Raw genomic sequence first — 19,727 nt, 5'->3', positions numbered from 1 at the left:
CATACGAGCATGTACAAGCTGACAGTCGACGACCTGCACAAGAAGTTCGGCGACAACGAGGTATTGAAGGGCGTCTCGCTGAATGCGAAGGCGGGCGACGTGATTAGCCTCATCGGGTCGAGCGGCTCCGGGAAAAGCACCTTCCTGCGGTGCATCAACTTTCTCGAATCGCCGTGTTCCGGGCGCATCACGCTGAACGGCGAGGAGATCAACACGAGCAGGGATCGCAACGGCTCGCTACGCGTGACCCATCCGAAGCAGTTGCAAACGATGCGCACGCGTTTGTCGATGGTGTTCCAGCATTTCAACTTGTGGGCGCATATGACGGTTCTCGAGAACATCATCGAGGCGCCGATCAGCGTGCTGGGATTGAGCCGCGCCGAAGCCGAGGAACGCGCTCGCAAGTATCTGACCAAGGTCGGTTTGCCGGCCAGCACGGAGAAAAAATATCCGTCGCATCTGTCGGGCGGTCAGCAGCAGCGCGTCGCGATTGCTCGCGCGCTCGCGATGGAGCCGGAAGTGATGCTGTTCGACGAACCGACTTCGGCGCTCGATCCCGAGCTCGTCGGCGAAGTGCTGCGGGTGATGCAGGCGCTCGCCGAAGAAGGCCGCACGATGATCGTCGTCACGCACGAAATGGGCTTTGCGCGCAACGTGTCGAATCATGTCGTGTTCCTGCACAAGGGCAAGATCGAGGAGCAAGGGCATCCGCATCAGGTGCTGACGAATCCGCGTAGCGAGCGGTTGCAGCAGTTTCTGGCGGGGCGGTTGAAGTAGCGGCGGCAGGGTATGGCGCGTGGTTCAGTCTCGTGCCTTAGCCCGAATCATCCGCGGAACGACTGCGCCACTCACCAGATTGCCCCCGCGTAGGAGAACTCGCGCAATCGCGCGTCGGGCGTGATCAGGGTGCCGCCAAGCGCCATCGCCGTGGATGCGATCAGCCGCTGATGCGACGTGAGCGTGGTGGGTAGCGCCGCGGCCTGGACGGCGATCGCCATATCGACCGGCACCACGCGCAGGCCCTCGACCGACGCCAAGGTCGACAACCAGCGCCGTGTATCGACACACAGTTTGAGCCGGCCATCCTCGACGTATTCCGCTACCTCGAGGACGCTAATCATCGAAATGGCGATTTCGCCCGCATTCATTTCGCGGTCGATCGCCTTGCGAGCCGTGACGCTCAGCTTGTCGTGAGCGCTCAGCCACATGATCAGCGCAGCGGTATCGAGCACAATCATCGAGCCCTCGCCGATCGCGCAGTGCAATCAGGTGCCGGTTCGGGATCGAACGAGGCGATCCCGGATCGAAGCACGTCGAGCGGATTCGTGTGGCCAGCGGTGTAGCGTCGAATCTCGATGGTAGGTTTGCCGTGGTCGGTGACAACCACACTGCCCCCTAGTGTTTCCACTTGCCGGAACAATTCGCAAGCCTTTGCCTTGAACAGCGCTTTTGAAATCTGTCGCTCCATTTTTTCTACCATTTCAATGCGGGCAGTCAGGCCCGCAGCTGGTCTCCGCTCCGTTCACAGGTGCACCGTGTGTTCGCCGTCCCCCTCCGGCAAGACGAGGATCACGCCTGACTCGCGTGACCGCACCTCGAGGCCGCCGGCGTCGCGCAACGCCGGCCACTGCCGTAAGAGCAGCGGCAATCTCGCTTTGACGCCATGACTACGAATCCGCAGGGTATGGTCGCCGCGCGTCACGCTCACGCTCGTCACCGCCGCACCGTCCGGGCCGCGCAACGTCACGCTCGCCGATTTGCCGGAATCCAGCTCGAACAGGTGCAGTTCGCTGCGCAACGCATAGTCGTAATCGGGCCGCTGGTTCTCGGTCCCGATCGCGAGCAGCGTATTCGGCCGCACGTACCACGGCAGGCTCAGAAAGCCGTGCCGCTCTGGCTAATTCCCGAATATCACTGGAGAGCTGCTGTCGAGACTCGGGCTGCGCGGGGGATTGGTCGGTCCTGACGATAAATGGCGGATTGGTGCCAGATTCGTTCGCAAGTGTCCGTCTTCTGGATGCGGGAAGCTGTGTAACACGCCGGGGCTTCAACGGGTTGTCAGCTTTGCGGTGACGCCCGATACACTCGCCCCTTTCCTCCGCATGTTGCCAATTCGCATGCGGAGACCGGTGCGCGCCAACGAACACCCGCATACTCGAAAAGGAGTTACCGATATCGGAAGCGCCTGTTACCGCGTCACAGCCAGCGCGCGACAATACGTTGGTATGACTGATGATCAGGGGCGCACCGACGTAACTTGTTGTCCGCAATGGGCGGGTGACCGAGGCTTGGTGATAAGCCTGTCCAGGCGCAGCGCCCCTCCCGCAAGACTTTATCCGGGGTTTTTTAGGATGGCTTCTTGTTGCACAATCGGGCCTCCTTCATTGGCTGTCAGGTACGATGACTTCACTTTCCCTCGGTTCTTTCCATGAGGTCCGTGAAAGGCGGCACGGACATTTCTTCTCGATCAGTCTTTACAGATCGTTCAACCTTCACATCGAGTCTCCGTGGCTGTTCGACGTCGACCGGTGGTTCCATTTTGCATTGCCGGCGAGCGTGCCCCGCGAAGCACACGACGACATTGTGCAGGGCATGGAGGAAGCGCGCGCAGCATGGCTGCGATATAGCCCATCCATGCTGCTGTCACTCCAGTCGTACGAGTTGCGCGATATGCTCGGCCGGAGTGGCAACCGCTTTCATATGTACAGGATGAGAGACCATGAGGTTGCCAAAGCCCTGTACAACGAAGTGAAGGACGGTAGTCTGATCTTCGTCCCTGAGCGGGACGAGATACGCAAGTGCGTGCAGGCGATACGAGAGCAGCGGGAAAAGGCCTCACAATCGGACTCCGCGCGCGCGCAGCAACCGGACCGCGCGGACATACCAAGGTCGCTCTATGGCAACGGACCGCGCGTGCCGCAGAACCTCGGCAATGCACAGCCGTTCGACTATCAGCCCGATATGCCGGATGGTGACGGGGTGCAGGTCGCGGGTAGCGAAGGTACGCCGCGCAACAATCAGGCGCAAAACAGGCAGTTCAAGGCCGTTGTAAGAGCGTTGGATCTGAATAAAGATCAAGCCTAGCGACTTCATCGAGAAACCAGTAGACAGGGCTTTGGCTATCACGAGATGCTAGAGCGCGGGCGGGAAATGTTCGGAGATGGTGATGACTGATATTAAGGCAGAAATTACGAAGCGGCTTGCCGTGCTTGTTGGGCTCGAGGTGAGTTGGGTCAGTCATGCGGGAGACATGCTCACCATGCAGTTTGGTCCCCAAAGGCGGTATACGCTCGGGGGCGAAGAGCACGAGGATGGAGCGTGGGCGCTCCACGTGCAATGTGCCTGGCAGATCAAGCGAAATGGATTAACCGTAGCAACACGGGAAGATCTGCGCGGCTCTGATGAAAAAGCGCACGACACGGCCAGGCGCTTGCACGAAATGCTCGTAACGCAAGAGCCTTTCAAGTGCGCGGACGCATCGGCAGACGACGCGGGCGGCATCGTCGTTTTGTTCTCGCGAGGGTATCGCCTTGTGGTGATTCCAGACGGAATCGAAGATGACGAGGACTGGCGCCTTTTCGCGCCCAGCGTCGATGAGAAGCACTTCGTGATCGAGGGTGGCAAGGTCGATCCCTGGTCGTTGTCGTGACGGCGCGATGTTATCGAGCGAAGTCGCGTCGGCTACGGATTCAACACCACCCACGCGTCCCCATCGACCGCAATCTTCACCGCATCGAGGCTCGCCCCCGGTGACCGAGGCTAGTGAAAAGCCTGTCCACGCGCAGCGTCCCCGCAAGGCTTACTAAGCATGGTCGCCCCAAAATCGTTTGTTGTTTCCTATAACCCGGAATTGCAGCAATTCGAAGTATTCTCGGTGAAGGATGAGGACCTTGCCCCGCTAAGGAGCAAAAATGTTGTCGCACCGTGGCGCCTCGAAGACATTCCCGGCGAGGAATTGACAGAGAACATCGCAAGCCGACTCGGAGCGACAGCACTCGGCATCCTCTCGATATATCACGCCGAAGTGAAACAACGTTTGCGCGTAAAGCCGGATCAGTTCCCGTTTCCCTAAGCCGTTCGCCTAATAGCGCCTATTCTTACGTGGGAACGAAAGACCGTGCAGTTATCACTTTTTATGACGATGCAACACAAACGGTGAAGACTTGTGTTGTTCTTCGCGACCGGGTGCAAAGTGCAATGGATAGAGTTGTAGTACATGCCACCGAGCCGGAAAATCCTGGTGCGCCAGGAACAGATGAGCACGCCAGGCTTATCGGTGGAACGTCACTTCTCATTATCGAGCGAAGTCGCACCGACTACGGATTCAACACCACCCACGCGTCTCCATCGACCACAATCTTCACCGCATCGAGGCTCGCCCCCGCACACGGCCCTTCGATGCAGCGTCCATCTTCGAAGCGAAACAACGCGCTGTGATGCGCGCACATCAACACCTGCGAGCGATAGCACAGCACGTCGCCGGGTTCGAAATCGAGCGGCACAGAAAAATGCGGACAGCGGTTCGCGTAAGCCCACACCTGCTCGCCCCGCCGCACCACCACGACGGGCACGCCGGCGGCCGTCGCATCGACGACCCGCGCGCCGCCATCGGGCACGTCGGCGAGCGGACATAGCGGCGTTTCGTTCATCGCTCAGACTCTCCGTTCAGGATTGCCGAGGCTCCAGTCCCACGGGCGAATCTCGACGCAATCGAACAGTCCCGCCTGCATGTACGGATCGTTGCTGACGAACTCCATCACGTCGTCGATACGCTCCGCTTCGACGACCAGCAACGTGCCATTCATCGCATCGCATTGCGGCGCGAGCGTCGGACCACCAAGGCGCACGAGCACGCCGCGATGCGTACCGCCGCGCAGCCACGTGCGATGCACCGGACGCACCCGTTCGCGCACTTCGCGCATGCCGGGTTTGTCGGTCGCGAATACCGCGAAAAAACGTGCCATCGCCATCAGCTCCGATCGAGGATGAAGTCGTAGCGCGCTTCGCGGAACGGTCCATCGAAACCGAAGCGGCGCGCGAGTTCGTGATCCGCGGGGCACTCGCGATAGTCGACCATCAGCGACGGCTTCACGCCGAACACCGCGTCCGAACCCAGATACGGGTCTTCGCGATCGAACACATGCGTGACGAGCGTACGATGCCCCGGCGCGTCGATCATGAAGTGCAGATGCGCGGGTCGCCACGGATGCCGTCCGGTCGCTTCGAGCATGCGGCCGACCGGGCCGTCGGTCGGAATCGGATAGCTGACCGGGACGATCGTCGAAATCGCGTAGCGGCCTTCGGCGTCGGTACGAAAACGTCCACGCAGATTGCCGTGCGGCTGCTCGGTGTCCTGCCCCGAGTACATGCCGTTCCCGGCGGTCTGCCAGACGTCGAGCACCGCGTTCGCAAGCGGCTCGCCGTCCGTCGACAGCACGCACCCATGCACGAGCGCGGGTGTGCCGGGCGTGAACGCGATGTTCTCGCCATACGCGCGCTCGGGCATGCCGCGAATGTAGAACGGGCCGAAAACAGTGGTGTCGGTGGCGCCCGTCGCCAGACGATGGTTGATCGCGTCGACCAGCATCGATACGCCGAGCGTATCCGACAGCAGGATGAATTCCTGGCGCACGAGGTCGTCGCACATCTTGCCGGTGTCGGTCAGAAAGCGAATAGCCGACATCCATTCGGCCTCGGTCGGCTCGACTTCGCGCACGAACGCATGCATGTGCCGCACGAGGCTTTGCATCAGCGTGCGCAGCCGATCGTCGGGTGTACCGGCGAAGCTTGCTACCACCTGCTCGGTCAGGGCCTGCTCGGCCTCTTTGCTGTCTGTCGACATGTCTTCCTCCATCGATTGATCTGGCGGCACCGCGTTGCCCGGCGCTCAGACGGGTTCGGCACCCTGCCACGCCCGTTGCAGCAGCGCGCGGATCGCATCGCGTTCCACGGGACGCGGGTTCGCATACGGATTCTTGCACGCGAGATCGGCCGCTTCGTCGAGTCCCTGCTCGGGCATGCCGATCTGCGCGAGCGCCAGCGGAACGCCGAGCGCGCGATTCAGTTCGAACAGCAGCGGACCCGCGTCGGCCTCGCGCTTGCCGCCGAGCGCGCGCGCGACGCGCGCGAGCGCATCGGGCGCGGCGCCGTGGTTGTAGTGTGCCGTATGCGGCAGCATCGCCGCATGGGTTTGCGCATGCGGCAGGTTGAACGTGCCACCCAGCGTATGACAAAGCTTGTGATGCAGGGCCATGCCGACCGCGCCCAGACAGGTGCCCGCGAGCCACGCGCCGTACAGCGCGCTGCTGCGCGCGGCGGCATCGTCCGGTGCGCGCACGATCGCGGGCAGCGCTTCGCCGAGCGCGCGGATCGCTTCCTCTGCCATCAGGCTGATCACCGGATTCGCGTCCTCGGCATACAGCGCTTCGACCGCGTGCGCCATCGCGTTGATGCCCGACGCGGCCGAAATGCCCGCCGGCAACGACAACGTCAGCGACGGATCGTAGATCACCGTGCGCGGCAGCACGCGCATATCGCGGCCCGTGCGCTTCAGACGCCCTTCGGTGAGCCCGTAGATCGGCGTCATCTCGGAGCCCGCATACGTGGTGGGCACGGCGATGATCGGCAGCGACGATTCTAGCGCGATCGCCTTGCCGAGGCCGACCGTCGAACCACCGCCCACCGCGACGCAGCAGTCGGCATCGAGCGCGGCGGCCGCATCGCGCGCCTCGCGAGCGACCTCGATCGGCACGTGCATCACGGCTTGCGCATGCACACCCGCCGCGCGCTTGCCGAGCACCTCCGCGACCCGCTCGGCCAGCGCGTGCTGCTCGGGTGTCGCCAGGATCAGCGCGCGCCTGGCTCCTAGCCGCTCGACCTCCGCGGGCAGCGTCGTGAGCCCGCCCCATTCGAACACCACACGCGACGGCGTGCCCTGATAGACGAAGCGCTCCATGCGGCCCTCAGCGTTTGAAATGCGGCGGCACGTTGCCGTCGACGTTGACCCACACCGAGCGCGCTTCCGTATAGTCGTGCATCGCCTCGAAGCCCATCTCGCGGCCATAGCCAGACTGTCCGACGCCGCCGAACGGGCTGCCCGGATTGACGCGTTTATAGCAGTTGACCCAGCACATGCCCGCATGGATTCTCGCGGCCATCGAATGCGCGCGCGACAGATCGCGCGTCCACAGCCCGCTGCCGAGTCCGTAGTCGGTGCCGTTGGCGATCGCGAGCGCTTCGTCGTCGGTACGGAAACGCAGCACCGTGACGAACGGGCCGAACACTTCGTCCTGCGCGACGCGATCGTTCTGACTCGCAGCTTCGACGACGGTCGGGCGCACGTAGTAGCCGTTCGCAAGTGACGCATCGCTCGGCGCGCTGCCACCGGTCAGCACGCGACCGCCCTGCTGACGCGCGATGTCGACGAACGCCAGCACCCGTTCCTGATGCTGCTTCGACGTGAGCGGCCCCATCTCGGTGTCGGCATCGAGCGGATCGCCGAGCCGGATCGACGACGCCAGCGACACGAAGCGTTCGAGGAACTGATCGGCGATGCGCTCGTGCAGGATCAGCCGCGAGCCCGCGATGCACGCCTGGCCCTGGTTGTGGAAGATCGCCCACGCGGCGCCGTTGATCGCGGCGTCGAGGTTCGCGTCGTCGAACACGATGTTCGCGCCCTTGCCGCCGAGTTCGAGCTGCACACGCTTCAGGTTGCCCTGCGAGGCCTCGACGATGCGCCGCCCGGTCGCGGTCGATCCGGTGAACGCGATCTTGCCGACACCCGGATGCTCAGCGAGCCGCTGCCCCGCCGTATGACCATAGCCCGCGACGATGTTGACGACGCCCTCGGGAAAACCGACCTCGGCCATCAGTTCGACGATGCGCAGCGTGGACAGCGGCGTGATCTCCGACGGCTTCAGCACGACCGTGTTGCCGGCCGCGAGCGCCGGACCCATCTTCCAGCTCGTGAACATCAGCGGGAAATTCCACGGCACGATCTGTCCGACCACGCCGATCGGCGCGCGCTGCACGTAGTTCAGAAAGCCAGCTTCGACCGGAATCACCGAGCCTTGCAGCTTGTCGGCCATGCCGCCGAAGTAGCGAAAGCATGCCGCCGTGCGCGGCACGTCGAGGGAGCGCGAATCGCGGATCGGGTGGCCGGTGTCGAGCGATTCGAGTTGCGCGAGTTCTTCCGCGTTGGCCTCGATCGCGTCGGCGAGCTTAAGCAGCAGCCGACCGCGTTCGGCGGCGGGCAGCGCGGCCCATTTCGGGAACGCGCGCGCGGCGGCATCGACAGCCAGATCGACATCGGCGGCGGTGGCCGCGGCGATCTGTGTGATCAGCGAGCCGTCGTGCGGATTGAGCACGTCGATCGTGCCGCCTTCGACGGCGTCCGTGAAGCGGCCGTCGATGAACAGTTGGGTTTGCATGAATGGTCCTCGGTGAATGCGGGCGCGGGGCTCTTCAATCGAGCGTTCAGAAATCGACGGGGTACGGCTTCAGTTCGCCGCTTTCGTAACGCTTCGGCAAATTCGGCGTCGCGTTCTCCCACACGAGCAGCATCGAGCGCTTGGTCGAATAACCCTGATGGCGGATATCGGCCGGCATCGCGCAGATGTCGCCCGCACGCATCGTGATCCGCGCGCGCGGCGCGCCGGTGTTCTTGTCGCCGATGTCCCAGACGATCTCATCGGACAATTGCAGGAACCACTCGACGCGATCGTTGCCGTGAAACACCGGCAGGATGTATTCCTCGGTGGTCGGGCAGAACAGGCTCTGGCCGCACACCGACGTGACCGACGGATTCCAGGTAACGTCCGAGCGCGACAGATACTTGAACAGGTTGAACGCGTGCAGCTGGCCCTCGAAGCCGGGCTCGACATGCACCTCCGGATCGTCCTGCGTGACGTCGGCGAACGCGCGGTTCACCGGCAGATCGTCGCGCAGCGGCGAGTCGCCTTCGAGGCCCGGCATGCGACGCGTCGCGATGCGCGTGCGCTCGATCGCGGCATCGTTGTCGCCATGCTTGCGGCCGAACGCGGTGCCGGTTTCCTCGGGTGCCGCGAACGGGTCGAAGCCTTCGTTGGTCCAGTCGTGCAGGATCGCCTTGAAGGTCGCCATGATCGTCGGCGTCTCGAAGGTCTCCATGTAATCGACACCCGCGTCCTTCATGATGCCGTTGAACGAACCCGCATACACGTCGACCTTGCCGTAGTGATTGCGCGTGCCGAACACCTGGTCGAAATTAACCCAGCCGTAGAAGAAGCCCCATGCGACGTCGCGCATCATCGCGCGCAGGAACGCATCGGCGGGCACCGCGTGGGTGCGCGTCTGGCCTTTCGCGGGCCAGTTGATCTTGACGAAGTACTCGTCGCGCAGGAATTCGAACGCGCCGAGCGTAAAGCGGCGATAGCCGGTGACCGCGTCGGGTTCGCTGGCGCGCACGGTGTCGGCGGCGAAGCCGGCCGGGTGATCGAGGGTTTCGAGGGATGCCATGTTTTGTCTCCTATGTCGACCAGAGTTGACGCTTTAGCGCTTACTCTGGTCCCATGCAACGTAGTTGCGGGGTGGGTGCATGATCTGCGTATCAGTGCAGGCAGATGTCGGCCCACTTCTCCACCGACAGTTCGCCGAGCATCGTTTGCACGAGCGCGACGCCGGGTTTCTGCGCGGTGAAGCGATATGCGCAGCCGGCCGGCAGCAATGCCTGATGACCGCGACGCAGCACCACGTAACCCATCGCGCGGCCGGCGGGTTGCGCGCCCGCTGCGACGGTGCCCGTGCCGCTCTTCGGCGGATTGTCGAGCTTGATGAAATCGATGCGTACTGCGCCGTCCATCAGGACCGCGAACTCGTCGTGCGCGCAGGCGAACCATTGCGATTGGCCTTCGGTGCGCAGCGCCTCGATCACGTAGTCGAGGTTCTTGCCGACTACAACCTTCTCATAGGGCGCCGACCCGGCAGCGACCTCGAAGATATTGGAAAACACGTAGTGGCGCGCTTCGCCGCTCGTGATTTCGATTTCGCCTTTGCGGTAGCCGTCGAGCGAGCCAAAGACGGTGTGGAATGACGACTCGGTCATTGCTGTCTCCTAGTTGGAAGCGGGTGTCGTTTGATTCAACTTTAGAAGCGCAACAGGATGGCAACAACCGGCGATCGGGCGATTACAGCATTCGGACTTTGCAAATAATCGCCGCGTGAATAGCCTTACGTCACCCAGCCACGCTCGATCAGCGGCCGGTCCCACGCGGGCTCGGGACCCAGGTACTCGGCCAGAAACTCGACCAGCGCTTTCACCTTGAGCGCCTGTCGTTGGGTCGCCGGATACACGGCCGCGAAGTTCAGCGGCGACAGCGTGTAGCCGGTCAGAATCGGCACCAGCGAACCATCGAGCAGCGAGGCGCTCGCGACCAGCGTCGGCAGACAGACGACGCCGCCGCCAGTCAGCGCATAGTCGCGCAGCAAATGCACCGAGTTCGAACGGATCATGCCCGGCAGCTCCATCTCGACTACCTCGTCACCGTGCGTCATGGTCCAGCGATTGCGCGACGGGTAACCCGAATAAAGCGCGGTGGTGTGTTGCAGCAACTCGCGCGGATGCTGCGGCGCGCCATGCTCCGTCACATACGCGGGCGTAGCGCAGAACAGACGCCGCACTTTGAACAGCCGTCGCTCGATCAGCGATTCGGCGATCGGCGGAAAGATCTGGAAAGCGACGTCGAAGCCCTCTTCGATCGGATCGACCACCCGGTCGTTGACGATCACATCGAGCTGGATGCCGGGATAGCGTCGGTTGAATTCCGCAAGCGGCGCGCCGAAGTGGCCGAGCGCGAAACCCGGCAGCATCTGGATGCGCAAGCGGCCGGTCGGTGTCGCGCGCAACTCGCGCATCTGGTCGGTCAGTTCGTTGACACGCCCGACCACCTCTGCGCATTCGCGATAGAACGCCTCGCCCACTTCGGACAGGCGGACGACCCGGGTGCTGCGATGAAAGAGCGGCGCGTTGACGAACTTCTCCAGCTGCTGGATGCGCGTCGTGATCACCGAACTCGTCACGCCCAACTGCCGCGCCGCTTCGGCGAAGCTGCTCGTCTCGGCCACGCGTACGAAGGCCTCGATGCTCAGAAAACGATCCATGCTGGGTCCTTGTCCACTCGTCCAGCCTGTCAGTGTATCCGGGCTGGGGCGCGTGAACGCGCCGCCCCGTCGGCGACAACGGCCTAGTTGTCGAGCGCTGCGCCGACCGGTTGCAGCGCATCATTCCGGTTGCTCGCTGGCCGGCAGGTCGAGCGACGGCGCAAGCCGCTGACGACGCACTCGGGCCGGCGCGGTTTCCTCGAGCAGCAGGCTCACGCCGATACCTAGCAGCACCGCGCAGATCGGCAGCCACAGGATGTTCTGAATGCCGAAGTGCGTCGCGACGAAGCCCGCCAATGCCGGCGCGATGCCGCCGCCAAATATCTCGCCCGCGCCGACGACGATGCCGATCGACGTCGAGATCATGCCGATCGGCGCAGCTTCGGTCGCAACCGGACCGGATAGCAGCGATACGAGTCCGAGCGTGAAGAACGACGCGACGAACAGCACCGCGAACAGCTGCACCGGCTGCGCACCGAGTCCGCGGAACAGGTACAGCATCACCGCCGTGCCGGCGAAGCCGACGATGCTTGCCACGCGCCGCCCGGTCAGATCCGACAGCCCCGGCAAACCGAACTGTCCGATAAAGCCGCCAAAGCCGATCGCCGAGACGACGACGCCCATGCGCTGCGTGTCGAGCGACAGGTACTCGGTCAGGTACAGCGGCAGCATCGCGCCGAGCACGAACACGCCGGTCATCGCACAGAAAAGCGCGGCCATCGCGATCGGGATGTTGCGGCTCTTCAGCACGTCGCGCCAATTGCCGCGTTCGGCCGGGCAGGCGGGCCGCTTTGGCGTAGCTTGCGGCGCGGCTTTCGGTTCGCGAATCACGAAGAACATCAGCACGCCGAGAATCAGTCCCGGCACCGACACCAGCGCGAACACCCAGCGCCACGTGACCACGCTGAGCAGCTGCGTCGCGATGATCGGCGACAGCGCGAGGCCGAACAGCGCGAAGCCGCTTTGCTGCAGGCCCAGATTGAAACCGCGGCGCTTCGGATGCGACGCATCGGCGGTCGCGGCGAAGCTGGTCGGGCAGAACGAGCCTTCGGCGACGCCCATCAATGCGCGCACCGCGAGCAGGCTCATCAGGCCGCCGGCAAGTCCGGAGAAACCGGACAGCAGCGAAAATGCCAGAATCGCCGGGATCAGCACCTTGCGGCGCCCGATCTTGTCGGAGATGCCGCCCATCAGCGCCGCGAAAATGCCCCAAGACAAGCCGAGGATGCCGATGCAGTTGCCGACGTCCTGCGCGGTCAGATGCAGGTCCTTCATGATGGCCGGAAAGAGCGGCGCGATCAGCCAGCGGTCGAGTCCCACGAGGCCGAAGCCGAGGGCCAGCAGCACGACGGCCTTCCATTCGTAGCCCACATCCCAGTCGTTCGATTTCATCTGTGTCTCCATGTCTCCGTAGTCCGGCCGCCTGGCGCGCGCACGGCATTCGCTGGCGCCGCGGCGCGCCGCCGGGTTCGTCGAATTCAGCAACGGGTGTCGTGCCGCGCTTCGTCGATGCGGCAGCGACGCGGCCAAGATTGGCCCAAGTGCGGCGGCTCAGGTACGGGACAAGCGGCGAATGCGGTATTCGTGAATCGCAAATAATCGCGAGGAATAGCGCGGCGGCGAGCGTGGGCAAGGCTTGGGGGCATGCGGATGAGGTGAATTGGATGCGCTTGGAGGCACCCCAGGACAAGCCCGGGTAGACGCGCGGATGTGCCGCGGGCGGGGGGGCGCGCGGGCAAGCCATTGCGGCGCGCTCGCGCGTGGCCGCGACATTCCGGGCATACGCGCCCGATATACTCCAGTCACCTCTGAACGTCTTTCAGCCACGGGCGGTCACTCGGATCATGAAAGCAACGGACCTCGAACAACGCATCCTCAAGCAGTCGCTGCTTTGCACCGTGATGATCGCCGGACTCGGCATCGTGGTCGGGATTCTGAGCGGCTCGCTGGCGATCATCTTCGACGGCATGTTCTCCGCGCTCGACGCCGCGATGTGCAGCCTGTCGTTGCTCGTCACCCGCCTGCTTCAACAGGAGAGCAGTCGACGCTTCCAGCACGGCTTCTGGCACATCGAGCCGCTCGTGCTCGTGTTCAACGGCAGTCTGCTGGCGGTGCTGTGCTTTTACGCTTTCATCAACGCGGTCAAAGGCCTGCTCGACGGCGGCCGCGAACTCGAATTCGGCTGGGGGGTCTTCTACGCCGTGGTGGTCGCCGCGTTTTGCTTCTTCATGTTCTGGCGCGAACGGCGCGTGAATCGCGTGATCGACTCCGAACTGATCGGCCTCGACATCAAGAGCTGGTTGATGTCGGCGTGCATCAGCTCGGCGCTGCTGCTGGCGTTTTCGATTGCATGGCTGCTCGAACGCATCGGGCAAGGCCACCTGACGCCGTACATCGACCCCGGCGTGCTGGCCCTGCTAACTCTCGTGCTGATCCCGATGCCGATCGGAACCGTGATCGGCGCGGTCAAGGAAGTGTTGCTGATCACGCCGCCGGATCTGGAGCACGAGTTGCGCGACCTGATGCAACAACTGACCGCCGACTATGGCTTCGTCAAGCACTCGCACTACGCGACACGCGTCGGCCGAGGCCTGTTCGTCGAGGTGCATATCGTGTTGCCCGAGGCGATGGAGCACGCCGGCGTGCGCCAGCTCGATCATATCCGCGACAGAATCTCGCGCGCGATCGGTGAGTCGGGCCCGGACCGCTGGTTGACCGTCGCGTTTACGCGCGACCCGCGCTGGTTGTAACGACGCGTTGCGGGCGTGCGTTGCCATTCCCGTTTCCAACATGCGCATGCGATCAATAACGAACAAGGAATCGGTGTGTGTCGCGGCTAGTCACCGAACGGATTGCCGGTGTCCTTGACTTCGGTACTGAGGTTGTATTCCGCACGCATGGCCTTCAGTACACCCTCGATGTCGCGCTCGAAGCCAATCGCATTGCCGAAGTGGGTCATGTTCCAGTTGCAGCCAGTCTTGTCAGCCTCTTGCAGCTGCGGCCGCGGCACGCGAATCTTCACGCCATCATCGACGATTTCCTGCAGTCGATGAATTCTCCGATTGACCTCCTGCTGAAGCTGCGAGGCATTAAGCGTCTTGCGTATCATCCTGGGTCTCCTTGCGGTTGCTCGAGCCAGTCTAGCGCAAGTGAGGCGGTTCGCGACCCGGGGCGCTGAAATGCAAGAAGCGCCGACGCGCGCGCGAGTCTGGCGGCTTTAGACGACGCTAGTTGTGCGCCGCACCACAAATCCGTCTATTTTCGCTGTCGCCCGCCTGAATTGTTTCCCCGATAGCCAGACCTACGGATTCCGAGGAACATAGTCGTGCGCTACAAGTTGCACACGTGTAAAACCGGTGGGGGTAAGCATGGGACAACTCGACTTCAGCACCTTCGAACATGAAGGTTGGGAGCGGGTCGCGCAGGCCTATCATGAGTATTTCGGTGATTTGACCGCGCAGTCGAACCAGGCCATTCTCGAGACCCTTTGCATTCGTCGGGGTGCGCGTTTTCTCGACGTCGCATGCGGCCCCGGCTACCTCGCGGCGGCCGCCGCACTGTGCGGCGCGGATGTCGCTGGCGTGGATTTCTCGGTTGCGATGGTCGACAAGGCGAGACGCGTCTTTCCGGCACTTGAGTTCCGCGTCGGCGACGCGGAGGATTTGCCATTTCCCGACGAAAGCTTCTCGGCTGTGGGGATCAGCTTCGGAATGTTGCACTTCGCGCACCCCGAGCGCGCACTCGCGGAGGCGCTTCGTGTACTGCGACCCGATGGCAGAATTGCCTTCACGGAATGGGCGACACCGAACAAGGCGGTGGGCTTCGACATGGTGTTGAAGGCAATCGAGCAGCACGGGACGACCGATGTGCCCCTGCCGCCGGGACCAGCCCTCTTCCGGTTCAGCGATTGGCAGGAATCGAAGCGCACGTTGCTCGATGCCGGGTTCGTCCAACCCGAAATGCGGGAGTTGGACCTCACGCTCGTGCTTCATGCTCCCAATACCCCTTTTCATGCACTCCTGCGCGGCGGCGTGCGGTTTTCCGCGTTGCTACACGCGCAAACGCCGGCCGCGCTGGCGTCTATCGAACGGGCCGTCGCACGCGACGCCGAGGCGTATCGCAGCGATAACGGGGACCTGCGGCTTCCGATGAGCTGCGTTCTGGCCTCCGCGGTCAAGCCTTAGAGCGCTCGAAGAATCAGCGTTCATGTCTGGCGGCTTGGACTCTGTAGCGTGACCAGAACTAGACCGTCGCGGCCAGCTTGAATTCATCGAACCTGGCTACCGGTGGCGACAGTTCCTTGATTTCCAGGCGGTCCACCAGCGCTCCATGCGCACCGTCAACCAGCCAGTCGCAAATTCGCTCGAGGTCTTCAGCGCGCCCTTGCAACACAGCTTCGACCGAACCATCCATCCGGTTGCGCACCCAACCCGTGATCCCTCGAGCCGTGGCCTCCTCGATGCAAGCCTGCCGGTAACCTACCCCCTGCACACGACCGTAGACTCTCACCAGTCTGGTCCTCAAATCGGTATCGAACTGTGGTGTCATGGTGCACGCAACTCCAGGCTGAATAAAAGGCAGCGCAGTTGCCTCTCAACCTCCGCGCATCTCGTCGCTTTCGCCTGCGGAGTCTGTCGCCTCCCAATCCGCCTGGGTCGTTGCTGGTGGCGTCGCCGGCTGGACACGTGTCCACCACGCGGTATTTGCCGGTGCATGAAAGCGGAACTGCGTGCTCCATGCGGCCCAAAACTCCTGCTGCGCGGCCTGGGACGTCGGAAGAACAAAACCTAACTGCTCGGCGAGTGCCGGCAGATAAAGGTCAAACGCCGATTTGACAACGTCGCCCCAGCTTCTTGCCTCAAGAATCGCCAGCCGATACGCGATTACCGCAATAGCGGCCGCAATCGCGGCATTCTGTAAAAGATCGGCTAACACGTAATTTCCGCCCAGCCCGTCCGCAAGCCAGATGTCGAGCGCTCGCACGAACGTAAAGATGGACGTCAATGAACCCAGAACGACGAGTCCGACCAGAAAGTCAACTGGAGCTCTCGCGTCCGCAATGATTGCCTGATAGTCCTTTGGGATCACCGCAAGAAGACGCGGCCAGACGAATATGCTGTCGACCTTGTAGACTTCGCTCGAGTAACCCTCGAATGCACGCAACGTGTTCCCAAAGGCCGTAGAAAGAACGAGGTTTTCATAGCGAGGGAAATCACGCGCGTTGCGCTCCTGAGTGCGATACAGCCTCGCCCTTACGGTGGCTCTGTTCAATTCGGCTTTTCTGTATTCCGACGATTCCTTTGAGGCTTTGAGCCGCTCGATCGTACTGTTCTCAGTATCGAGTTCGGTACGGAGGCGTTCTATAAGGCCCAGCTGACGATTGCGGCGGTCGCGCTCATCGCGCTTCCAGGCCTCTCGATTGAATGGCCATTTGTATCCTTCGAGGACCTGATAAAACCAGTTGTTCAGCACCATCAAGAGCAGCGATAGAACCCATACGATTATGAGGAAAGTAAACAAGCCGCCGACCTTTTCGCTGTCCGAGGTCGCTTTGTTCAGCAAATCGCCGAATAGCGGGATGTCCGCATTAGCTGCGAGAAAACCTGTAAAGCCAAGCAGGGCTGGCAAAAAGAAGCCGAGGATAAATGCTTTGTCCAGTAGTTTCGATAGGCCCGAGAGCATCGGCGGTTATCCTTGGCAAGTTCAGCGACGCACTGGCGGCGGGTTGTCGTCATCGGGGTCTTGCTGCGACTGTCCCGGAAGACCTCCGAATTGAAGAGCCCTATGAACGGCATTCAAATCGATGCTTGCCAGTTTGCTCGGTGGCGTTGCTGAGCCGGAGTCGTCTACCAGATGTTGATAAAGGAAATCGACTACCGCTTTGAGGGCATTGAGGGCGCTCGCGTAGTCTTGTGCGGTCGCCAGGTCATGGACTTCTACGGCCCGCCTCATCACCAGTTCGCGTAGCGGTTCCGGTGCTGATTCATATTGGCGAGCAAATGCCGCGTTGCGCTTGATCTCTTCGAGCTGGTCGATCGCTATCGACGCACTCCTGCGGGTCTGCCCCCTGGGCACATGCATGGCGGCCCGCCCGGCTACTTTGGTCAGCAGTTCGACGATATCCCGAGACGAGTTTTGTTTCATCTTGGTCCTCCAGGAAGGAGGCAATTTGCCTCCCGGCCCCGCCCGGTCGTCAGTGCTCGAACCGTTACTCGATGTTAGTACAGCTGTTCGGTAGGAGGAAACAGTAAATCGTGTGCGCATGCCGCAGAGGCGTCGCGTCGGACTTCGCAATAAATGAACTATCGCGAGGCTTACTCGCTGCCGTCCTTCCCTGTCACAGGATGTTGCATGCGTCGCCGTCAACGTCGAAGCGCCCGATTCTCCGCGGGAACGTGTTGGTTTCGGACCGCCTCGGCCCACTCAAACTGTCTGGTGAATCCCACCATCCAATCCACGTTGCCGCTGTCGCGCGAGCAGCCGACGCGTATGCAGCCTTCCAGCGGCACGCTTGCCTGGCAGCCGGCTGCGTCGGCACAGTCTTTGCTTGCAGAAGCTGCGTCAATCGGAGATAGCCATCATGCGATGTTTTGCGGACTTCGTTCCCAGGCAAGCGGTGCGCGGCAGTGTAGCCGTACTGGCTGCCGCCCTACTCATAGCGGCATGCGGAACCGGCATTGCGGCATTCGTTGGACTGCTGCCGAAATCAGACGGGGTAGCGACTGCAGTGACTGCTACGCCGCTGGTCGAATTGCAGACCACGATGATGAATCTCATCGAATCCGGTTTCGAGGACGCTTCCGCCGCTCCCGATTGATGTTGGACACGGTTCGGCTCCAACTCTGCCGCCATTGGCTATGCTTCTGTCTGTGTCTTGCGCCTACCGCGTACTACACGAACATGGGAGCGAAACGTGGCAAGTATCGACTTCGAAAACCTCCGGCAGTTGTTTCCAGTCACCGACGATATTCCAGAGACCGCCCGCCTGGCGGAGCCCATTCATCAGCGCGTCTCGCTCGTCGATGGAGAACTGAAGGCATGGGATGGAAACTCCAAGACCGTGCTATCTCCGGTCTGCGTGCGACAAGCCTCCGGCGACGCTGAACAGGTCGTAATCGGCAGTTATCCCGTCATGGGCGAAGTCGAGAGCGATGCCGCGCTCGACGCCGCCGTGCGAGCCTACGACCACGGCCGCGGTGAGTGGCCGACGATGACGGTCGCGCAGCGCATCGGTTGCATGCAGGACTTCATTCGTCTGATGGCGGCCAGGCGCGATGAGATTGTGAATCTGATCATGTGGGAAATCGGCAAGAGCCTTGCCGATTCACAGAAGGAGTTCGACCGCACCATCAGCTATATGCAAGACACGATCTCGGCGCTAAAGGAGCTGGACAATAGCAACTCGCGCTTTGTCATCGCCGAGGGCACCATCGGCCAGATTCGCCGCACACCGCTTGGCGTCGTACTGTGCATGGGGCCTTACAACTATCCGCTGAACGAAACGTTCGCGACGCTCATTCCCGCATTGCTGATGGGCAACACCGTCGTATTCAAGCCGCCCCAATATGGCACGCTGCTGTTCTTCCCGCTGCTCGAGGCATTCCGTTCCGCTTTTCCGAAGGGCGTCATCAACACGATTTATGCACCGGGCGCGGTGGTCGTGCCACACATGCTCGCCTCGGGAAAGATCGACGTGCTTGCCCTGATCGGCTCGAGCAAGGTTGCAGACCATCTGAAAAAGCAGCACCCGAAGTCGCATCGGCTCCGCGCCGTTCTCGGCCTTGACGCCAAAAACGCCGCGATCGTGCTGGCTGATGCCGACATAGACCTCGCCGTGAAAGAATGTCTGCTCGGTACGTTGTCGTTCAATGGTCAACGGTGCACAGCGCTCAAGATCCTGATGGTGCACCGCTCGATCGTCGATACGTTTCTTGAGCGCTTCAACGCAGCGCTCAAGAATCTCAAGGTTGGTATGCCGTGGGAAAAGGGTGTGTCCATTACACCGCTGCCTGGCATGCATCGTACAGCCTACATGACTCAGGCGATTGACGATGCGAAAGCGAAAGGCGCGGCGGTCGTGAATGAAGGTGGTGGCGTGTTCTGCAAAACGCTTTTCTATCCGGCCGTGGTGTACCCCGTCAAGGAAGGGATGATGCTCTATCGTGAAGAGCAGTTCGGACCAATCATCCCGGTCGTGCCGTTCGATGACATCGATACACCGCTCGAATATGTCATCACTTCGGACCACGGTCAGCAGGTCAGCATTTTCGGCACCGACGCCGCCCAGATTGGCGCGCTGGTCGACCCGCTCGTCAACCAGGTGTGCCGTGTCAATCTCAACAGCCAGTGCCAGCGAGGCCCAGACGTCTTTCCGTTTGCGGGCCGCAAGGATTCGGCGGAAGGCACGCTATCGGTCACCGATGCATTGCGCGCGTTCTCGATCCGGTCCATGGTCGCAGCCAAGGAGACCGACTTGAACAAGACGCTGCTCGACACGATGGTCTCGAATCATCACTCGAAGTTCGTGAACACCGGTTTTATTTTTTAGCGGCTAAGTGCGGCTTTTGGAGGTTTGGCGGTTTCAGTGTCGG

General features: G+C 62.0%; 24 protein-coding genes. 8 read left to right on the top strand and 16 right to left on the bottom strand.

From position 1 onward, the window contains the following. Positions 1 to 9 precede the first annotated feature (9 nt). Positions 10 to 777, top strand: a complete 768-nt coding sequence (locus tag AB4Y34_RS19565; RefSeq protein WP_176378473.1) for an ABC transporter ATP-binding protein — start codon at positions 10 to 12, stop codon at positions 775 to 777. A 71-nt stretch (positions 778 to 848) separates the two neighbouring features. Here the strand turns inward: AB4Y34_RS19565 and AB4Y34_RS19560 are convergent, their stop codons facing one another. From AB4Y34_RS19560 to AB4Y34_RS19550, 3 genes are read right to left on the bottom strand one after another with little or no spacing between them, the layout of a single operon-like run. Further along, positions 849 to 1,238, bottom strand: a complete 390-nt coding sequence (locus AB4Y34_RS19560; RefSeq protein WP_176111479.1) for a type II toxin-antitoxin system VapC family toxin — start codon at positions 1,236 to 1,238, stop codon at positions 849 to 851. Then, a complete protein-coding gene (locus AB4Y34_RS19555) occupies positions 1,235 to 1,468 on the bottom strand; it encodes a type II toxin-antitoxin system Phd/YefM family antitoxin (protein ID WP_217910250.1) in 234 nt (77 codons plus the stop codon). The genes AB4Y34_RS19560 and AB4Y34_RS19555 overlap by 4 nt, the downstream gene beginning before the upstream one ends. A gap of 54 nt (positions 1,469 to 1,522) precedes the next feature. After that, positions 1,523 to 1,861 (bottom strand): hypothetical protein, encoded by a 339-nt coding sequence (locus tag AB4Y34_RS19550; RefSeq protein WP_368716911.1) that lies wholly within the window; start codon positions 1,859 to 1,861, stop codon positions 1,523 to 1,525. A 539-nt stretch (positions 1,862 to 2,400) separates the two neighbouring features. Here AB4Y34_RS19550 and AB4Y34_RS19545 point away from each other — a divergent pair. The 3 genes from AB4Y34_RS19545 to AB4Y34_RS19535 all read left to right on the top strand — a co-directional run bounded on the left by AB4Y34_RS19545 (position 2,401) and on the right by AB4Y34_RS19535 (position 4,072). Continuing rightward, entirely contained in the window at positions 2,401 to 3,084 is a 684-nt protein-coding gene (locus AB4Y34_RS19545) for a hypothetical protein (protein ID WP_368716910.1), read from the top strand. Positions 3,085 to 3,166: 82 nt separating this feature from the next. Then, positions 3,167 to 3,649, top strand: coding sequence for a hypothetical protein (locus tag AB4Y34_RS19540; protein ID WP_368716909.1), 483 nt, complete (start codon positions 3,167 to 3,169; stop codon positions 3,647 to 3,649). Between the two features lie 159 nt (positions 3,650 to 3,808). Beyond that, entirely contained in the window at positions 3,809 to 4,072 is a 264-nt protein-coding gene (locus AB4Y34_RS19535; RefSeq protein WP_176121455.1) for a hypothetical protein, read from the top strand. A gap of 244 nt (positions 4,073 to 4,316) precedes the next feature. On the opposite strand, the gene AB4Y34_RS19530 is transcribed toward AB4Y34_RS19535, so the two are convergent. The 9 genes from AB4Y34_RS19530 to AB4Y34_RS19490 form a co-directional block, all read right to left on the bottom strand. Further along, entirely contained in the window at positions 4,317 to 4,649 is a 333-nt protein-coding gene (locus AB4Y34_RS19530; protein ID WP_176378476.1) for a Rieske 2Fe-2S domain-containing protein, read from the bottom strand. Between the two features lie 3 nt (positions 4,650 to 4,652). After that, positions 4,653 to 4,964 carry a YciI family protein gene (locus AB4Y34_RS19525; protein ID WP_176111488.1) on the bottom strand — a complete coding sequence of 104 codons (312 nt, stop codon included), beginning with the start codon at positions 4,962 to 4,964 and terminating at the stop codon, positions 4,653 to 4,655. A gap of 5 nt (positions 4,965 to 4,969) precedes the next feature. Beyond that, positions 4,970 to 5,842, bottom strand: coding sequence for an intradiol ring-cleavage dioxygenase (locus tag AB4Y34_RS19520; RefSeq protein ID WP_368716908.1), 873 nt, complete (start codon positions 5,840 to 5,842; stop codon positions 4,970 to 4,972). Between the two features lie 45 nt (positions 5,843 to 5,887). Beyond that, the gene (locus AB4Y34_RS19515) at positions 5,888 to 6,955 is read right to left on the bottom strand and encodes a maleylacetate reductase (RefSeq protein ID WP_368716907.1); all 1,068 of its coding nucleotides are present in this window, start codon (positions 6,953 to 6,955) and stop codon (positions 5,888 to 5,890) included. 7 nt (positions 6,956 to 6,962) lie between these two features. Then, entirely contained in the window at positions 6,963 to 8,429 is a 1,467-nt protein-coding gene (locus AB4Y34_RS19510; RefSeq protein WP_368716906.1) for an aldehyde dehydrogenase family protein, read from the bottom strand. 46 nt (positions 8,430 to 8,475) lie between these two features. Next, positions 8,476 to 9,495 (bottom strand): hydroxyquinol 1,2-dioxygenase, encoded by a 1,020-nt coding sequence (locus AB4Y34_RS19505; protein ID WP_176121459.1) that lies wholly within the window; start codon positions 9,493 to 9,495, stop codon positions 8,476 to 8,478. 91 nt (positions 9,496 to 9,586) lie between these two features. Continuing rightward, the gene (locus tag AB4Y34_RS19500; protein ID WP_368716905.1) at positions 9,587 to 10,081 is read right to left on the bottom strand and encodes a hydroxyquinol 1,2-dioxygenase; all 495 of its coding nucleotides are present in this window, start codon (positions 10,079 to 10,081) and stop codon (positions 9,587 to 9,589) included. A gap of 125 nt (positions 10,082 to 10,206) precedes the next feature. Beyond that, entirely contained in the window at positions 10,207 to 11,136 is a 930-nt protein-coding gene (locus AB4Y34_RS19495) for a LysR family transcriptional regulator (protein WP_176378481.1), read from the bottom strand. A gap of 120 nt (positions 11,137 to 11,256) precedes the next feature. Then, positions 11,257 to 12,528, bottom strand: coding sequence for an MFS transporter (locus AB4Y34_RS19490; protein ID WP_368716904.1), 1,272 nt, complete (start codon positions 12,526 to 12,528; stop codon positions 11,257 to 11,259). Positions 12,529 to 12,980: 452 nt separating this feature from the next. Between AB4Y34_RS19490 and AB4Y34_RS19485 the strand changes: the two genes are divergently transcribed. After that, positions 12,981 to 13,886 carry a cation diffusion facilitator family transporter gene (locus AB4Y34_RS19485; protein WP_368716903.1) on the top strand — a complete coding sequence of 302 codons (906 nt, stop codon included), beginning with the start codon at positions 12,981 to 12,983 and terminating at the stop codon, positions 13,884 to 13,886. Between the two features lie 86 nt (positions 13,887 to 13,972). Here the strand turns inward: AB4Y34_RS19485 and AB4Y34_RS19480 are convergent, their stop codons facing one another. Further along, positions 13,973 to 14,245 (bottom strand): hypothetical protein, encoded by a 273-nt coding sequence (locus tag AB4Y34_RS19480; RefSeq protein ID WP_013093856.1) that lies wholly within the window; start codon positions 14,243 to 14,245, stop codon positions 13,973 to 13,975. Positions 14,246 to 14,504: 259 nt separating this feature from the next. On the opposite strand from AB4Y34_RS19480, the gene AB4Y34_RS19475 reads away from it, so the two are divergent. Then, the gene (locus AB4Y34_RS19475; protein ID WP_176369363.1) at positions 14,505 to 15,320 is read left to right on the top strand and encodes a class I SAM-dependent methyltransferase; all 816 of its coding nucleotides are present in this window, start codon (positions 14,505 to 14,507) and stop codon (positions 15,318 to 15,320) included. Between the two features lie 58 nt (positions 15,321 to 15,378). Here AB4Y34_RS19475 and AB4Y34_RS19470 read toward each other — a convergent pair whose 3' ends face one another. Genes AB4Y34_RS19470 through AB4Y34_RS19460 form a run of 3 tightly spaced genes read right to left on the bottom strand, consistent with a single transcriptional unit; the run spans position 15,379 to position 17,280 of the window. Beyond that, positions 15,379 to 15,684 (bottom strand): acylphosphatase, encoded by a 306-nt coding sequence (locus tag AB4Y34_RS19470; RefSeq protein WP_176111499.1) that lies wholly within the window; start codon positions 15,682 to 15,684, stop codon positions 15,379 to 15,381. Positions 15,685 to 15,729: 45 nt separating this feature from the next. Then, on the bottom strand, positions 15,730 to 16,818 hold the full coding sequence (locus tag AB4Y34_RS19465) for a hypothetical protein (RefSeq protein ID WP_368716902.1): 1,089 nt from the start codon (positions 16,816 to 16,818) through the stop codon (positions 15,730 to 15,732). A 21-nt stretch (positions 16,819 to 16,839) separates the two neighbouring features. After that, positions 16,840 to 17,280, bottom strand: coding sequence for a hypothetical protein (locus AB4Y34_RS19460; protein WP_176369361.1), 441 nt, complete (start codon positions 17,278 to 17,280; stop codon positions 16,840 to 16,842). 433 nt (positions 17,281 to 17,713) lie between these two features. Between AB4Y34_RS19460 and AB4Y34_RS19455 the strand changes: the two genes are divergently transcribed. Further along, positions 17,714 to 17,953: a hypothetical protein gene (locus tag AB4Y34_RS19455; RefSeq protein ID WP_368716953.1), complete on the top strand. Its 240-nt coding sequence runs from the start codon at positions 17,714 to 17,716 to the stop codon at positions 17,951 to 17,953. A gap of 96 nt (positions 17,954 to 18,049) precedes the next feature. Beyond that, entirely contained in the window at positions 18,050 to 19,684 is a 1,635-nt protein-coding gene (locus tag AB4Y34_RS19450; RefSeq protein WP_368716901.1) for an NADP-dependent glyceraldehyde-3-phosphate dehydrogenase, read from the top strand. Positions 19,685 to 19,727 lie beyond the last annotated feature (43 nt).

This window comes from Paraburkholderia sp. BR10954, assembly GCF_040965775.1.
Taxonomy (GTDB): Bacteria; Pseudomonadota; Gammaproteobacteria; order Burkholderiales; family Burkholderiaceae; genus Paraburkholderia; species Paraburkholderia youngii.
This window is presented reverse-complemented; position numbering and strand designations above follow the sequence as displayed.

What these genes read in the sequence shown, in the direction of transcription:
- AB4Y34_RS19510 (WP_368716906.1), bottom strand. Translation starts at nt 8,429, where the DNA reads ATGCAAACCCAACTGTTCATCGACGGCCGCTTCACGGACGCCGTCGAA.
- AB4Y34_RS19565 (WP_176378473.1), top strand. Translation starts at nt 10, where the DNA reads ATGTACAAGCTGACAGTCGACGACCTGCACAAGAAGTTCGGCGACAAC.
- AB4Y34_RS19560 (WP_176111479.1), bottom strand. Translation starts at nt 1,238, where the DNA reads ATGATTGTGCTCGATACCGCTGCGCTGATCATGTGGCTGAGCGCTCAC.
- AB4Y34_RS19485 (WP_368716903.1), top strand. Translation starts at nt 12,981, where the DNA reads ATGAAAGCAACGGACCTCGAACAACGCATCCTCAAGCAGTCGCTGCTT.
- AB4Y34_RS19480 (WP_013093856.1), bottom strand. Translation starts at nt 14,245, where the DNA reads ATGATACGCAAGACGCTTAATGCCTCGCAGCTTCAGCAGGAGGTCAAT.
- AB4Y34_RS19465 (WP_368716902.1), bottom strand. Translation starts at nt 16,818, where the DNA reads ATGCTCTCGGGCCTATCGAAACTACTGGACAAAGCATTTATCCTCGGC.
- AB4Y34_RS19515 (WP_368716907.1), bottom strand. Translation starts at nt 6,955, where the DNA reads ATGGAGCGCTTCGTCTATCAGGGCACGCCGTCGCGTGTGGTGTTCGAA.
- AB4Y34_RS19540 (WP_368716909.1), top strand. Translation starts at nt 3,167, where the DNA reads ATGACTGATATTAAGGCAGAAATTACGAAGCGGCTTGCCGTGCTTGTT.
- AB4Y34_RS19505 (WP_176121459.1), bottom strand. Translation starts at nt 9,495, where the DNA reads ATGGCATCCCTCGAAACCCTCGATCACCCGGCCGGCTTCGCCGCCGAC.
- AB4Y34_RS19490 (WP_368716904.1), bottom strand. Translation starts at nt 12,528, where the DNA reads ATGAAATCGAACGACTGGGATGTGGGCTACGAATGGAAGGCCGTCGTG.
- AB4Y34_RS19520 (WP_368716908.1), bottom strand. Translation starts at nt 5,842, where the DNA reads ATGTCGACAGACAGCAAAGAGGCCGAGCAGGCCCTGACCGAGCAGGTG.
- AB4Y34_RS19545 (WP_368716910.1), top strand. Translation starts at nt 2,401, where the DNA reads ATGACTTCACTTTCCCTCGGTTCTTTCCATGAGGTCCGTGAAAGGCGG.
- AB4Y34_RS19535 (WP_176121455.1), top strand. Translation starts at nt 3,809, where the DNA reads ATGGTCGCCCCAAAATCGTTTGTTGTTTCCTATAACCCGGAATTGCAG.
- AB4Y34_RS19500 (WP_368716905.1), bottom strand. Translation starts at nt 10,081, where the DNA reads ATGACCGAGTCGTCATTCCACACCGTCTTTGGCTCGCTCGACGGCTAC.
- AB4Y34_RS19555 (WP_217910250.1), bottom strand. Translation starts at nt 1,468, where the DNA reads ATGGAGCGACAGATTTCAAAAGCGCTGTTCAAGGCAAAGGCTTGCGAA.
- AB4Y34_RS19530 (WP_176378476.1), bottom strand. Translation starts at nt 4,649, where the DNA reads ATGAACGAAACGCCGCTATGTCCGCTCGCCGACGTGCCCGATGGCGGC.
- AB4Y34_RS19460 (WP_176369361.1), bottom strand. Translation starts at nt 17,280, where the DNA reads ATGAAACAAAACTCGTCTCGGGATATCGTCGAACTGCTGACCAAAGTA.
- AB4Y34_RS19470 (WP_176111499.1), bottom strand. Translation starts at nt 15,684, where the DNA reads ATGACACCACAGTTCGATACCGATTTGAGGACCAGACTGGTGAGAGTC.
- AB4Y34_RS19495 (WP_176378481.1), bottom strand. Translation starts at nt 11,136, where the DNA reads ATGGATCGTTTTCTGAGCATCGAGGCCTTCGTACGCGTGGCCGAGACG.
- AB4Y34_RS19475 (WP_176369363.1), top strand. Translation starts at nt 14,505, where the DNA reads ATGGGACAACTCGACTTCAGCACCTTCGAACATGAAGGTTGGGAGCGG.
- AB4Y34_RS19525 (WP_176111488.1), bottom strand. Translation starts at nt 4,964, where the DNA reads ATGGCACGTTTTTTCGCGGTATTCGCGACCGACAAACCCGGCATGCGC.